Genomic DNA, 14,585 nt, shown 5'->3' with positions numbered 1-14,585 from the left:
GCAACGGAACCATCGGCAGAACCGACTGTTCCCCAAGGCGATGGATGATCACAGGACGGGGGCACTTTTCGCGCTTATGGCCATGTTGCCACTGCTTTCCGCGTGCGAAGACGTGCCGGTCGCGCCTCACGATGCGCAGCCCGAAGCGATCAAGCGCGGTCGATTGGCTGCAGGGCAACTGGGCTGCGGCGCATGCCACAAGATCCCGGGAATCTGGCCCGAGGGAGCGACCGGTCCCGACCTCACAAACCTTGCCGAGCGGGGAGTGATAGCCGGCAGCCTTCCCAACCGCCCTGCCGAATTAACCGCCTACCTCCTCGATCCGCCGGCAACCGTACCCGGAACCGCCATGCCCAAGGTCCCCATGACACGACAGCAGGCTGAAGACATCGCCGCTTTTCTCCACCAGCCCGATGCCCACTGAAACCCAGTTGAAAGCCGTGCTTGGCGGCTGGCCGCCCGCGGTGCTCAATCCGGCGGGACCATACTCCGAACCGGTGACCCTTCTTGCCTGGGCCCTGCTGATCGGCGGCACCGTGGTGCTGGCAATCGTCCTTGCCGCGCTTGCCGTCGCTCTGTGGGGAGCGCCCTCGCTGCGCCGCCGGCTTGGCGGGGATCGTGCGATCTGGATCGGAGGCATCGCCTTTCCCGTGGTGGTCTTGACCGCGCTGCTCGTCTGGGGATTGTGGCTCACCGGCGATCTGGCGGCAAAGGCTCCGCGCCCGGGGGAGATGCGGGTGCGCATCACGGGCGAGATGTGGTGGTGGCGGGTCGCCTACCTGGACGAGAGCGGGCGAACGGTGATCCGAGATGCCAACGAGCTTCACGTCCCCGTGGGCAGCACGGTTCTCCTTGAGCTGGACTCAGCCGACGTGATCCACAGCTTCTGGGTTCCGCGCCTCGCCGGCAAGATGAACATGATACCCGGACGGCGGAACCTCCTGCGGATCCAGGCCGATCAGCCCGGCACCTTCGGCGGCCAGTGTGCCGAATATTGCGGAGGTCCCCACGCCCTCATGGGCTTCGCCGTCGTTGCCCATACGCCCGAGAGCTTCGACAGGTGGCGGGCATCGCGTCTTGCAGCGCGCCCGGCATCGGTCACCTCGCGCGGGCAGGAACTGTTCATGGCGAGCGGCTGCGCCGCCTGCCACACCATCGCGGGAACGCAGGCGGCTGGCCTTGCCGGTCCCGACCTGACCCATGTCGGCTCGCGCCGGACTCTGGGAGCCGGCATCCTGCCCAATAATCGCGGCACGCTTGCCGGCTGGATCGCCGACAGCCAGACGATCAAGCCTGGCAATCGCATGCCGAACTACAAGCAGCTCGACGCGCGCGAACTTAATGCCCTTGCAGACTATCTGGCCGGGCTGAAATGAAGTCGGAAACCGGGTTCGACCACGCCCTGTTCGATCGCTTCCCCACGAAGGACGAGAGACCCGAGGCCGAGGAGGAGGAGCTCAAGCGCATCTGGTGTGCGCCAAAGGGCTGGGAGTACCTCACGGTCGTCAACAACAACTACGTCGGCATCTATTACCTCGGCACGGCATTCCTGTTCTTCCTGCTGGCGGGCGTGCTCGGGCTGCTGATGCGAGTGCAGCTTGCCGCGCCGCTGATGCACGTGCTGCCCCAGGCCACCTACAACCAGGTCTTCACCATGCACGGCACGGTGATGATGTTCCTGTTCGCGGTGCCGATGGTGGAGGCGGCGGGCGTGTTGCTGCTGCCGCAGATGCTGGCTGCCCGCGATCTGCCTTTCCCGCGGCTCTCCGCCTATGCCTTCTGGGCCTATGCGGTAGGTGGGCTCGCCTTCTTCGGCTCGCTGTTCATCGGACTTGCTCCCGACGGGGGCTGGTTCATGTATCCGCCCCTCACGTCAAAGGCGTTCTCGCCCGGCATCAACACGGATTTCTGGCTGCTCGGCATCGGCTTCATCGAGATCAGCGCCATCGCGGGCGCCATCGAGATCATCGTCGGCGTGCTGCGGCATCGCGCTCCCGGCATGAGCCTCGACAAGATGCCGATCTTCGCATGGGCAATGCTGGTCTTCGCCGTGATGATCGTCATCGCTTTCCCAAGCGTGATCCTGGCGACCCTGCTGCTCGAAATCGAGCGAGCCTTTAACTGGCCCTTCTTCGATGCCACGCGCGGCGGTGACCCGCTGCTGTGGCAGCACCTGTTCTGGTTCTTCGGCCATCCCGAGGTCTACATCATCTTCCTCCCCGCGGCCGGCATGATGAGCATGATCATTCCGACCGTGGCACGCGCCGAACTGGTCGGTTATCGCCTCATCGTTTTGGCCATGGTGGCAACGGGCTTCATCAGCTTCGGCGTCTGGGCGCACCATATGTTCGCCACCGGCCTTCCGCCCATGACTGCCGGGTTCTTCTCCGCCGCTTCGATGGCGGTAAGCTTGCCCGCGGGCATCCAGGTGTTCTCGTGGATAGCGACATTCGCTGTAGGCAAGCCCCGTTTCAACACGCCGGGGCTTTTCGCCATGGGCAGCGTCGTGATCTTCGTGAGCGGGGGATTGACGGGCGTGATGGTCGCGCTCGTCCCCTTCGACTGGCAGGTGCATGACACCTACTTCATCGTCGCCCATCTGCACTACGTCCTGATCGGAGGCATGGTCTTCCCGCTGTTCGCGGCGATGTACTACTGGATACCGATGGTCAGTCGTCGGCCGCTTTCCGAACGATGGGGAAGATGGATTTTCGGGCTGATGTTCGCCGGGATGAACATCGCCTTCATGCCCATGCACCTGTCGGGCCTCATGGGCATGCCAAGGCGCGTCTACACATATCTTCCCGGAAGCGGGTGGGACGTGCTGAACCTTGTCTCCACCCTTGGCGCCTTCATGCTGGCTGCCGGCGTGCTGCTGTTCCTGATCGACATGGCGCGCAATTTCCGCCTCGCACCTGATGACGGCGAGGCAGGGAACGTCTTCGGCGCCGGCACTCTGGAGTGGTTGCCCACCGCCCTTTACTCAACCCGGTCCATCCCGGTGGTGCGCAGCCGCGAGCCCCTGTGGGACGATCCCTCGATCAGCGACAATGTCGAGCAGGGGCGCTACTTCCTGCCAAGATCCGCGACCGGGCGGCGCGAGACCATCGTCACCAGTCCGCTCCTCGCCGAGCCGCAGTACCTGCAGATCATGCCTGGCCCTTCCTTCTGGCCTTTTGCCGCCGCATTGCTGACCGCCGGTTTCTTCCTTGCACTGACGGTGCAGGCCTACCTCTTCGCGGGCGTGAGCGCGGTGCTGGGAGTGCTTGCGGTGATCAGGTGGCTGTCGGAAACCGACATCCGCGTTCCCGAGAGGGAAGTCGATATCGGCGCGGGCATCCGTGTGCCGACTTATGCCACGGGGCCGCAGACCCATGGCTGGTGGGCAATGACGATCCTCCTCATCGTTCTTGGCATGATCTTCGCCATGGCGCTGTTCGGCCTGGCCTTCCTCTGGAGCAACCAGCCTTCGTTCTGGACGAAGCCTCCTGCCCTTTCGGGCGCGGTGCCGCTGGCGTTGGGATACGTCGCGATCGTGATCGCTGCCGGGGCCACCCGCCTGCTGCACCGGCGCGGCGCCGTCTGGGCCGTCGTCCCGGTCATTGCCGCGGCCGCGCTGGCGCCAGTCCTGCTGTGGCTGGACATCGGCGTCTGGTTGAAAACCCTTGCACCCGATGCGAGCGGACAAGGCGCCGCAGTCTACGCTCTTCTCACTCTCCAAGGCATGATCGTCGGCATTGCTGCGCTGATGGCGCTCTACCTTGGCTGGCGGAAGATGCGCGGGCTCATCGTCGATGGGGCCAGCAACACGCTCGACCTCGTATGCATGTTCACCGCCTATGTGGGCGCGCAGGGGCTGGTCGCCACGCTTTTCGCCCGGGCGATAGGGGCGTGAAGACCTGGGCGATCCTGCTGGGGGGACTGCTGGTGTGGGCCGTGCACTTCTTCGGCCTTTACGCCATCGCGGAGTTTGCGCCTTCGCGCATGCTCACGGTGATCCTGACAGTGCCGTGCCTTGCAGCCGAGGCCCTGCTCCTGATCTATGCCCTGCGCCTCGACCGCGACGAGGCGTTCACCCGGTGGCGACGTTCCGTTGCCGTGGGCGGAACGGGCCTGGGCCTCGTCGCCGTGTTGTGGCAGGCGTTGCCACCATGGTTCTCCGGGTAGGGCGGCCGTGACCTGTCAGCTAGCCTTCAGCGCAGCCCAACCCGCTGCAAAAGCGCGGGCATTTGCGGCGATCTCGTCGGCAGAGGCACCGGCGCGGTAGAGGGCCGAACCAAGGCCAAATCCGTCGGCACCCGCTGCCTGCCAGGGCCCCATGTTGTCGGGCGTGATGCCTCCCACCGCCAGCAGCGGCACGTGCTTCGGCAGCACCGCGCGCTGCGCCTTCACCACCGCAGGTGTCGCAGCCTCGGCCGGAAACAGCTTCAACCCGGTTGCCCCCGCCTGGAGAGCGGCAAAAGCCTCGCTCGGCGTGAAGTACCCCGGCAGGGAGACCATGCCGCGCGCCGCGCTTTCCGCGATGACGCGGATGTCGGTGTTGGGCGAGACGATCATCGCCCCGCCTGCGTCCTGCACTTCGCCCACCTGAACGCTCGTGAGCACCGTGCCCGCTCCGACGATGGCCTTGTCCCCCACGCGCCTTGCGAGGCGTTCGATGCTGCTGAGCGGGTCCGGCGAGTTCAGGGGCACCTCGATCAGAGTGAACCCTGCCTCGACGAGAGCCTCACCCGCCGCCTCGACCTCGTCAGCGCGGATGCCGCGCAGGATTGCGACCAGCGGAAGTGCGGCGAAGGCGGAAGCGAAGTCGATCATGGCATGAGGTTCCTGATATGGGTGATGCCGGCAACGAACGCGGCATGGCTGTCGACGACGACGGCTTGGCCGCCGACAAGCTCGATCGCAACGGTGTAGAGGCTCGCCAGAAGCCCATCCGCCAGAAGGTGCACTTGCTGGCCAGGCCGGTCTATGCGCGCCCGGCAGTCGCTGCCGATCAGCAGGCCGCTGACGTAGGCAGCCGCCTCGCCGGAAGCGCGCCTGCCCAGCACCGCGGCAGCCCTGACCCCGAACAGCGCTGAAAGAAGATCGTCCTGCCCGCTTGCCTCCACACCTTCGCGAAACGAGGCGCCTGCGTCCACGTCGCCGGTCATCTCGCTGCCGATGAGGGCGTGCGCCTTGAGGAGTGCAAACATCTCGCCGGTCATGGCGGTCGCGAAGTCAAGGATCGCCCCAGCCTTCATCACCGCCCACTTGTTGTGCGTTCCGGGCTGGCAGAGAAGCGCGTCGGGTGGAGCGAGGCCGGCGGCAACCGCGCCCAGCAACTGCACCTCCTCGCCGCGCATCACGTCTGCGCGCCCTTGTGCATCGACGCAGACACCCGGGACGATGGCGACATCGCGCTCCGGCCGGACCACCTTCGCGGCGAGCGCTTCAAGCGTGGAGGGGCAGCCGACATATCCGGCATCGAGCCAGCCACGGTTCGACCCCACCATCCCCGCCATGACGATCGGATGGTTGCCTAGCCGAGCACGAAGCCGCGCAACATGGCCCGGGAACTCGCCCGGCTTGACCGCGAGGACCCCCATGTCGTCGCGTTCCGTCTGCGCGATGTGTCCATCCTCGATGAGATAGGCGCGGCGGTTCGTCGTGCCCCAGTCCACCGCGATGAAAGGCACGTTCACCTTGATACCCGGATGGGTGCGCATGGGGGCAGGGACACGGCTAGTCACTCCTCATCGTACAGGTGCGGATCGCACGGGCGAAGCCGGCCAGATCGATCATCACTGGTAGCGTTCCCGCACCATGGCTCCGACTAGTACCGGCGGCGCTGCCTGCATAGCCGCGGAGACGGAATTTTTCTCAAGCGGGAAGCCGGAGGCGCACCTTGCCGCAGGATGAACGACAATCCCGATTACAGTGATGAATGAATGTAGCTGGAGTGGCTCGGCCCGTTCGGACATTTCTCGCCACCCATAGGAGAAACGTCATGAAGCGTCCGTCGCAGCTGCTGCTTGCAGCCACAGTATCAGTATTACCAACCAGTCTTGCCCTCGCGCAGACCGCCACCCAAGTCGAAGACCGGATGACGACCGTTGCCGCCCCGATGGCCGCAGCGAAGCCGCTTGCCGACCAGGCCGGCGTTTCCGGTACGGTCGACGCACGGGCGGGGGCATCCTCGGGTAGGTCGCCGCAGATGACCCGCGACAACGGTGCCCCGATCGGCTCCAATCGCAACTCGCTGGCAGCCGGCGACATGGGCCCGGTCCTCCTCGAAGACGTGACCCTCATCGAGAAGCTCGCCCGGTTCGATCGCGAGCGCATCCCCGAGCGTGTTGTCCATGCGCGCGGCACGGGCGCGCTTGGCGTCTTCCGGTCGACGGCGGATCTTTCGGACGTGACGAAGGCCTCGCTCTTCGCTCAGCCGGGCAAGGAAACCCCGGTGTTCGTCCGCTTCTCGACGGTGATCCACCCTGCGGGATCTCCCGAAACCGCGCGCGATCCGCATGGCTTTGCCGTCAAGTTCTACTCCGATCAGGGCAACTGGGACCTTGTCGGCAACAACCTGCCGATCTTCTTCATCCGCGATGCGATCCAGTTCCCGGACATGATCCACTCGCTCAAGCCTTCGCCAGTGACCAACAAGCAGGATCCCAACCGCTTCTTCGAGTTCTTCTCGGGCACTCCGGAAGCCACCAACATGCTGGTGCATGTCTACTCCAACTTGGGCACGCCTGCGTCCTATCGCACGATGGACGGCAATGGCGTGCATGCCTTCAAGCTCGTCAACAAGGACGGGAAAGTGGTCTTCGCCAAGTTCCGCTGGATCAGCCGGCAGGGCGTGAAGAGCCTCAACGGAGATGCCGTCGCCAAGGCGCCTGCCAACTTCCTGACGGACGACCTCTACGGCTCGATCGCTGCGGGCGATTACCCGACATGGGATCTCATGGTCCAGACCATGAGCCCTGAGGAACTGGGCGCCCTGCCCTACAATCCGTTCGACGACACGAAGGAGTGGCTCGGCGTCCCCTTCCGGAAGATCGGCGAGATGACGCTGAACGAGGTGCCGGAGAACTTCTTCCGCTGGACCGAGCAGTCGGCCTTCGCACCTGCGAACCTGGTGCCGGGGATCGAGCCTTCGCCCGACCGCATGCTCCAGGGCCGCCTGTTCTCGTATTCGGACACGCAGCGCTACCGCGTCGGCGCGAACGTGATGGACCTGCCGGTGAACAAGCCCCGGGTGCCAGTGGTGAACAACTACCAGGACGGCGCTCTCGATCATGCGCGCGGGAAGGTGGACGTGAACTACTTCCCGTCGGTGACCGAAGGAAAGTCGGTGGATCCCGCATTCGCTCCGACGCCTTACAAGATCGACGCCATCGCCCGGACGGCACCGATCTCCAAGACCGAGCCGTTCGATCAGGCAGGCCAGTTCTACAGGGCGCTCAAGCCTGCGGACAAGGCGGACCTTGTGAAGAACCTGGCTGGGGATCTTGGCGTCGTCACCTCCATGCGGACCAAGGTGATCATGGTCAGCTACTTCACGCAGGCCGACAAGGACCTGGGCACCCGGCTCGCCAAGGCGATCAAGGTGCCGATGAACGAGGTCGATCGCGCCGTAGCCGAATACCGGAGCACGGTGGATGCACGCTATGCGGGGCAGCAGTGATCTTCGCCGCACTGCTCGCGTCCGCGGTAGCCGCCGCCGTTCCCACGGCGGCGCTCCCCACGGCCACCCTGCCGCCGCCCGAACGGCGGCAGGAGCTGCTGTTCGAGGCGGCAAAGCTGGGCCGGACCGACCTCATCCCGCTCCTCGTCGAGAATGGCACGGACGTGGACGCCTATGAGGCACGGGGCTTCACTCCGCTGATCCTTGCTGCGTACAACGGTCAGCCCGAAGCGGTGGAAGCGCTGATCAGGGCCGGGGCAGATCCGTGCAAGCCGGACCTCAACCAGGGGAACACCGCACAGATGGGTGTTGCCTTCAAGGGAGACGACCGCATAGCGGCGCGGCTCCTCAAGGAGAAGTGCAGCGTCGATGCCCGCAACAAGGCGGGTCAGACCGCCTTGATGATGGCGGCGCTGTTCGGCAGGACCGCGCAGGTCGATATGCTGCTGGCGGCGGGCGCCGATCCGGGCGTCACGGACCTGTCCGGTCGCTCCGCCGCTTCCGTGGCGCAGCAACAGGGCAACGAGGCGCTGGCCTCGCGGCTCTCCTCACCGGCTCGGCGCTGACGGGCAGGCGTTCCCTGATCGCGAAAGTTCCGACCAAAAGACTGCGGCAGGGAACGCCGGCTTCGGGCGGCATAGAGGTCATCGCAGCGGAAGCGGAAACACGTTGCCCATCGGCAGCGCTGCGGCCATCTCACCGCTGTGCGGGGGTCTCCATCAACGTGCAATGATTGACGCACCCACCCTCTTTTCCTAAGCGCACCACACATCTTCAACCCACGGGGTGTCCTGGCGCTGTCAGGGCTGAGAGGCGGATCGGGCATTGCCCAGTCTGCAAACCCGCGAACCTGATCCGGTTCATGCCGGCGGAGGAATAGGGACTATGTGCGGGCGCGGCCTGACCGATTCTGTTCTATGCACGGTGCTTGGCGCCGGTTTCACGCTTGCGGCCCTTCACCCCGGGCTTGCCCTGGCGGAAGACATGGCGGGCGATGATCCCATCGTCGTGACGGCGCGCGGCCGGCCCGAGGCGCAGCTCGCGGTGCCGGACACGGTGACCGTCTTCACGCGCGAGGACATCGTCCGGCGCAAGCTTACCACGATTGACGACTTCATCGCCGAAACGCCCGGCGTGTTCATGATCAACGATCAGGACCCCGGCACCAACATGATCACCGTGCGCGGCGTTTCGACCAACCGCAACCAGTCCCCGTCCATCGCCTACGTCGTGGACGGTCTGGCGCTGGCCGATTCCGAGCTGTTCACGCTGCGCACCTACGACGTGGCGCGAGTGGAAATCCTCAAGGGACCGCAGGGCGCGCTTTTCGGGCGTTCCGCATCGGGTGGCGCAATAGACCTGGCGACGAGCGATCCGACGAACGAGGCAGGCGGCCTGGCCTCCGCAGGGATCGGAAACGGCTTCACTTGGACGGTGGACGGCGTGGCGAACGCTCCCGTATCGGACCGTGTGCAGCTGCGCCTTGCCGGCTCCTATCGCAATACCGACGGCTTCATCCGCAACAGCTATCTTGGGCGGAAGGTGGACGGCTTCATCAGCCGCAATCTTCGCCTGAAAGCCCGTATCGCCCTTTCTGAGACGGGCACGCTCAAGCTGCGTGCCGGTTGGGCCAACGAGGAAGGCGGCGCGGCCTACATCTCCTCCGGCAACGTCACCGGGCTATATGGCGGCAGGCTGTCGGGAGACGCGCTGACGGATCCACAGGGCGATTTCGAGGGTCGCGCTTCGAGGGAGTGGTGGGGCACCCAGGCGGAGCTCGAGCAGGAACTGGGCGACAGGCTGCTTCTCACATGGCGGTCGAGCTACGACAACTATCACAAGGACTTCGTCGAGGAACTGGATTTCCGGCACGACACGCCCCTCACACTCGATGGCATCCCGCTTTTCCCGAACGGCATCCAGCCCATCTCGCAGCCGGTCGACATCGAGGCCTGGACCAGCGAGCTGCGCCTGACCTCGCAGGGTGCGGGGCCATTCCGCTGGCATGCCGGCGTGTTCTTCCAGAGACTGGAGCGCGACCGGACCGACGATCTTGGCCCTCTCCTGTTCGGTGCCGAGCCTCAGCGCGCGGAAACCCGGTCGAACCAGATCGGCCTCTTCGCGCAGGCGAGCTACGACCTGCTGCCCACGCTGGAGACGACCATCGGCCTGCGCTACGATCGGGACCGCCGCAAGGAGGACACGGTTGGCACCCGCACCGGTACCACGTACGCACGGCGCGCCCGCACGTTCGAGAAGTGGCAGCCCAAGCTTTCCATCGCCTGGCATCCGACCGATAACTTCACCACTTATGCGACAGGGTCGGTCGGATTCAAGTCGGGCGGCTTCAATCCCCTGCCCGGCCCTTCGGACATCTGGAGCGCTAACTTCGCGGCAGAAACGGTCAAGTCGCTGGAAGCCGGCCTCAAGGCTCGTCTCGCCGAGGGCCGCCTGCGCGTGGCGCTCGCCGGCTTCGTTACCGATTACAGCAACTTCCAGAACACGGTTTTCCTCGGCAATTCGGTCGTGCTCTCCGTCCCCAAGGTGGACGTTCACGGCATCGAGGCATCGGCACAGGCGGACCTCGGCCTCGGCTTCGGCGTGGATGCCGGCGCCGCGTGGACCCATAGCCGTGTGGGACGCTATACCACGCCCAATCCCACGCCGGAGCCCGGTGAGCCGTCGATCCTCGATCTTGAGGGAAAGCGCACGCCTAACGCGCCCGACTGGACGGTCAACGCCGGGCTGGGCTGGCAGGGCACACGCGGAGCGGCGAAGATCGATGCGCGCGTGAGCGTCGCCTATGTCTCGCGCGTGGACTTCGAGATAGACAACATCCTGCACTCGCCCGGCTATGCCTCCGTCGATGGAAGGATCGGCGTCGATCTGGGATCATGGAGCCTGGAGATCTGGGGCAAGAACCTGTTCGACAGGCGCTGGGCGATTTCCGCCTTCGGGCAACAGCAGCTTCCGCTTCTCCTCGGCCTTGGCCCGGGTGGCCCTTTCGACAGTTTCACCATCAACACCGGCCGCCAGTTCGGCCTCGGCGCGACCCGCCGCTTCTGAGGAAGGACTTTCCATGAGCTTCTGCGATGCGATCTGGGAAGAGCTGCTCCCGCTGCGCCGCGCGATCCTCGATCAGCCTTTCCTGGCCGAGCTTGCGGATGGAACACTGCCTGCGGAAAGCTTCAGGCATTACATGGTGCAGGACAGCCTCTATCTGGCGGAATACGGGCGAGTGCTCGCGATCGCGGCTGCGCGCGCGCCGAGCGCGGCGGGGCGACTGGAATTCTCCGACGGTGCCAAGGTCGCCGTGCAGGTGGAGCAAGCTCTCCACCAGGCCTTCTTCGTGCAGTTCGGCGTGACTCCGGAAATGGCTCACAAAGCCGAGGCGAGCCCGGCGTGCCTTGGCTATACCAGCTATCTCGCGAGCCTTGCCGCGACGCGCAGCTACGAAGAGTTGATCGCGGGCATATTGCCCTGCTTCTGGGTCTACTGGGAGGTCGGCTGCGCCATCAAACCTCGCGCCGCTTCCCCCAACCCCTATGCCGCGTGGATCGACACGTACGCAGCGCCCTCCTTCGGCGAAGCGACCGACAGGGTGCGCGCGCTTGTGGACGAGGCGGCAGCGAACGCCGGCCCTGCCACACGCGAAGCCATGGCCCGCGCATTCCGCTACGCCACCCGTTATGAGTGGATGTTCTGGGACTCCGCTTATCACACCGAGGGCTGGCCGATCTGATCGCTTCGGGAGAAAGCTTCAAGCCAACTTCCTTTCCCCTGGGGCAAGCTCTAGGGAACGGGCATGAATCGCGTTTTCCTGCTGGGCAGGCTTCTGCTCGCCGCGCTGCCCGTTGCCAGCCTACCCGCCCTTGCCGCTCCTGCCGATCGGAGTTCCGCCGTCATGCCCGATGCCGTCCGCGACCTGACGTTCGACCAGGTGTTTGCCAGCCCTTCGCTCGACGGGCCGCAACCTCGGGCCGTCAAGGTGTCTCCGGACGGGCGCTATATCACGCTCCTGCGCAACCGCGCCGAGGACAGGGACCGCTACGATCTTTGGGCCTTCGACCGGAAGAGCGGGAAGTGGCGAATGCTGGTGGACTCGGCGAAGATCGGCTCCGGCCGGGCCTTGAGCGAAGCGGAGAGGATGCAGCGCGAGCGACAGCGCGTGGGCAGTCTCAAGGGCATCATCTCCTATGACTGGACCCAGGACGGCAGCGCGATTCTCCTGCCTCTCGATGGCGACCTCTACCTCGCCTCGATAGACGGTTCCGTCCGGCGCCTGACGGAATCCGACGAGGATGAACTGAACGCCGCGCTCAGCCCCCGGGGTGGGTACGTCTCCTTCGTACGCGACCGGCGGCTGTGGGTCGGCGGGCTGAAAGACGGCGGGCATCAGCCGATCACTCCTGCCGAAAGCGCCGAGACTGTCCACTGGGGCGAGGCCGAGTTCGTCGCGCAGGAAGAGATGGACCGCATGGACGGCTACTGGTGGTCGCCCAACGACGATCTGATCGCCGTGCAGCGCTATGACGAGGCGCCTGTCGGCATCGTCACCCGCACCGCGATCGGCGCGGAGGGCACCCGTACGTACCAGCAGCGCTACCCCGCGGCAGGCACGCCCAATGCGCTGGTATCGCTGCACGTCATGAGGCCGGACGGTTCTGCCCGTGTGAGCGTGGACCTTGGCACGGACCCCGACATCTATCTCGCACGGGTGGACTGGGCACCGGACGGCAAGACGCTCTATGTCCAGCGCCAGAACCGCGAACAGAGCCGGATGGACATGCTCGCCGTAGACCCGCGTACCGGCTCCGCGCGCGTCCTCTTCACGGAAACGGCCCGCAAGGGAAGCTGGATCAATCTGACCAACAACTACCGCTTCCTCAAGGACGGGAGCCTCGTCTGGTGGTCGGAGCGCGACGGGCACGGCCACCTTTATCACTTCCGCGAGGGCACATGGCGGCAGCTGACCTCCGGCGACTGGGTGGTCACGAAGCTCGTCTCAGTGGACGAGAAGAAGGGGACCATCCAGTTCCTGGGCAACCGTGACGACGTGCTCGCCCCGCAGCTCTACGCCGTGAACCTGGCGACACCGGGTCAACCGCGGCAACTGACCGAAGCCGGGTGGTCGAACGCCGCTTCGGCGAGCCGCGACGGCTCCACGGTGCTTGTCACGCGTTCGTCCACCTCACAGCCGCCCCAGACCTACATCGCCGACGAGAACGGCAAGCGGCTTGCGTGGGTGGAGGAGAACAGGCTTGGCGATGCGCATCCTTATGGCCCCTATCTTTCCAGCCATCGCCCGACGACCTTCGGCATCATCAAGGCAAACGACGGGTCGGACCTGCACTGGATGATGATCACGCCTCCCCTGCAGCCCGGCAAACGCTACCCGGTATTCTTCGAACACTATGGCGGCCCTCACGTGCAGACCGTCACGCGCGGGTGGAAGGGCGCTCTGGCGCAGGCGATCGTCGATCGCGGGTACATCTACTTCGAGATCGACAATCGCGGCAGCGCCAACCGCGGCGTGGACTTCGAATCCCAGATCCGCGAGGCGATGGGGTCCGTCGAGGTGCAGGACCAGCGTGCCGGAGCGGAATACTTGAAGACGCTCGACTTCGTGGACCCCGCCAAGATCGCGACCTATGGCTGGTCCTACGGCGGCTACATGACGCTCAAGATGCTCGAGGCCGATCCGGGTTTCTATGCCGCCGGCATCTCGGGCGCGCCGGTGACGAAGTGGGAACTTTACGACACCCACTATACCGAGCGTTACATGGGTGATCCGCGCCGGGTCCCGGAAGCATACAGGACGGCAGGCACGATCGAACAGTCGACCCGGATCGCCGACCCCCTGCTGCTGATCCACGGCATGTCGGACGACAACGTGGTGCTGGACAACAGCATGACCCTTGCCGCCCGGATGCAGGGCAATGCGACGCCGTTCGAGATGATGCTCTACCCCGGCCAGACCCATTCGGTACGAGGCCCGCGCATCAGCGTTCACCTGTGGAACACCATATTCGGCTTCCTCGAGCGTCACGGCGTCACTCCGCCAAAGTGACCTCGTGGTGGGTGCCAGCGCGCCAGATCGCCATGTACCGAGGCGATCAGGCGCTTGGCGGGCGAACGCTGCTCGACTATGGGCGCCCTTTCCCTGAATTGATCGAGTTTTGCAGATGCCGCCCGTGAAAGACCTTGCTCAACTGGGGCAACGCATCGCCGCGACGCATGGCTGGGCGGCAGCCAGGGCGTTCAAGGCCTATGAATGGGACGAACGAGATCGCGCCCGCATCGCCGCCTGCGCATCCGACATCCTGAAGGTCTTCCCGAAAGGCACGGGCCACGAACATGCGCTGAGCGCCGCCCTTGCCGTTGAACTGGAGCGGCGACTGGAAGCGCCGGTCCACCTCGTCGCCGGAACGCTGAGCCTGGACGGCCACCCCGTGATCGGGAACCGCCTAGCCTTCGATGGCGCCCGCGTGTTCGCGGCGGAGGAACCCTCATGGGCTGGTCACCTGTGGGTGATGGTGGGTCCTCACGTGATCGACGCGGCAATCTTCCGCATCGCCAACTCCCCTGCCTGCGCTCCCGCCCTTGCTCGCCACGTCCATTCGGTGTTCGGCTCCGAGACGGGCCTCTATGCCGACCACTGGCGTCGCTCGCGAAGGCTTGGGCTGGAGTACGAGCCGCAGTACGTCCTCAGCGGGGAAGATGTCACGCGCCTCATGGCCACGGCTTACCGCCTGATCGCGGCAGGCAGCAGCGATGTTGCCCCGGCCGGCGATCCGGCGGATCGGCGCTGAATGCCCTCCGATCGTCTCCCCGGGTGTCCCGCCAAGGGGCGAGGCGGGTTACAGGCCTCGACCTGAACGATTATCTGGTGCACAGGTCCCCCATGTCGCTTCGACCA

At 65.4% G+C, this 14,585-nt stretch carries 12 protein-coding genes and 1 riboswitch; of the genes, 10 read left to right on the top strand and 2 right to left on the bottom strand.

Annotation, left to right across the window (positions count from 1 at the left end; translation table 11 throughout):
• The first annotated feature begins 40 nt into the window (after positions 1-40).
• From GR702_RS15735 to GR702_RS15720, 4 genes are read left to right on the top strand one after another with little or no spacing between them, the layout of a single operon-like run.
• A complete protein-coding gene (locus GR702_RS15735) occupies positions 41-424 on the top strand; it encodes a c-type cytochrome (RefSeq protein WP_160986733.1) in 384 nt (127 codons plus the stop codon).
• A complete protein-coding gene (locus GR702_RS15730; protein WP_160986732.1) occupies positions 414-1,376 on the top strand; it encodes a cytochrome c oxidase subunit II in 963 nt (320 codons plus the stop codon). The genes GR702_RS15735 and GR702_RS15730 overlap by 11 nt, the downstream gene beginning before the upstream one ends.
• A complete protein-coding gene (locus tag GR702_RS15725; RefSeq protein ID WP_160986731.1) occupies positions 1,373-3,895 on the top strand; it encodes a cbb3-type cytochrome c oxidase subunit I in 2,523 nt (840 codons plus the stop codon). Before GR702_RS15730 ends, GR702_RS15725 begins: the two co-directional genes overlap by 4 nt.
• Positions 3,892-4,167 carry a hypothetical protein gene (locus tag GR702_RS15720; RefSeq protein WP_160986730.1) on the top strand — a complete coding sequence of 92 codons (276 nt, stop codon included), beginning with the start codon at positions 3,892-3,894 and terminating at the stop codon, positions 4,165-4,167. Before GR702_RS15725 ends, GR702_RS15720 begins: the two co-directional genes overlap by 4 nt.
• A 15-nt stretch (positions 4,168-4,182) precedes the next feature.
• Here GR702_RS15720 and GR702_RS15715 read toward each other — a convergent pair whose 3' ends face one another.
• A complete protein-coding gene (locus GR702_RS15715; protein ID WP_160986729.1) occupies positions 4,183-4,815 on the bottom strand; it encodes a 2-dehydro-3-deoxy-6-phosphogalactonate aldolase in 633 nt (210 codons plus the stop codon).
• Entirely contained in the window at positions 4,812-5,705 is an 894-nt protein-coding gene (locus tag GR702_RS15710; RefSeq protein WP_160986809.1) for a 2-dehydro-3-deoxygalactonokinase, read from the bottom strand. Before GR702_RS15710 ends, GR702_RS15715 begins: the two co-directional genes overlap by 4 nt.
• Before the next feature lie 281 nt (positions 5,706-5,986).
• Between GR702_RS15710 and GR702_RS15705 the strand changes: the two genes are divergently transcribed.
• From GR702_RS15705 to GR702_RS15680, 6 genes are all read left to right on the top strand, one after another.
• Complete coding sequence (locus GR702_RS15705) at positions 5,987-7,666, top strand: catalase (protein ID WP_160986728.1); 1,680 nt, start codon at positions 5,987-5,989, stop codon at positions 7,664-7,666.
• Positions 7,663-8,232, top strand: a complete 570-nt coding sequence (locus GR702_RS15700; protein WP_160986727.1) for an ankyrin repeat domain-containing protein — start codon at positions 7,663-7,665, stop codon at positions 8,230-8,232. Before GR702_RS15705 ends, GR702_RS15700 begins: the two co-directional genes overlap by 4 nt.
• Positions 8,233-8,438: 206 nt before the next feature.
• A riboswitch (TPP riboswitch) is annotated at positions 8,439-8,560 on the top strand.
• Positions 8,552-10,732 (top strand): TonB-dependent receptor, encoded by a 2,181-nt coding sequence (locus tag GR702_RS15695; RefSeq protein ID WP_237449743.1) that lies wholly within the window; start codon positions 8,552-8,554, stop codon positions 10,730-10,732. (Overlaps the previous riboswitch by 9 nt.)
• 13 nt (positions 10,733-10,745) lie before the next feature.
• Positions 10,746-11,408: a thiaminase II gene (tenA, locus tag GR702_RS15690; RefSeq protein WP_160986726.1), complete on the top strand. Its 663-nt coding sequence runs from the start codon at positions 10,746-10,748 to the stop codon at positions 11,406-11,408.
• A 63-nt stretch (positions 11,409-11,471) separates the two neighbouring features.
• Positions 11,472-13,736 (top strand): S9 family peptidase, encoded by a 2,265-nt coding sequence (locus GR702_RS15685; protein ID WP_160986725.1) that lies wholly within the window; start codon positions 11,472-11,474, stop codon positions 13,734-13,736.
• 115 nt (positions 13,737-13,851) lie between these two features.
• On the top strand, positions 13,852-14,478 hold the full coding sequence (locus tag GR702_RS15680; protein ID WP_160986724.1) for a hypothetical protein: 627 nt from the start codon (positions 13,852-13,854) through the stop codon (positions 14,476-14,478).
• Positions 14,479-14,585: the final 107 nt, after the last annotated feature.

The organism is Novosphingobium silvae, from assembly GCF_009856825.1.
GTDB classification, from domain to species: domain Bacteria; phylum Pseudomonadota; class Alphaproteobacteria; order Sphingomonadales; family Sphingomonadaceae; genus Novosphingobium; species Novosphingobium silvae.
The sequence above is the reverse complement of the archived record's forward strand: the minus strand, read 5'-3'. Positions and strand labels throughout refer to the sequence as shown.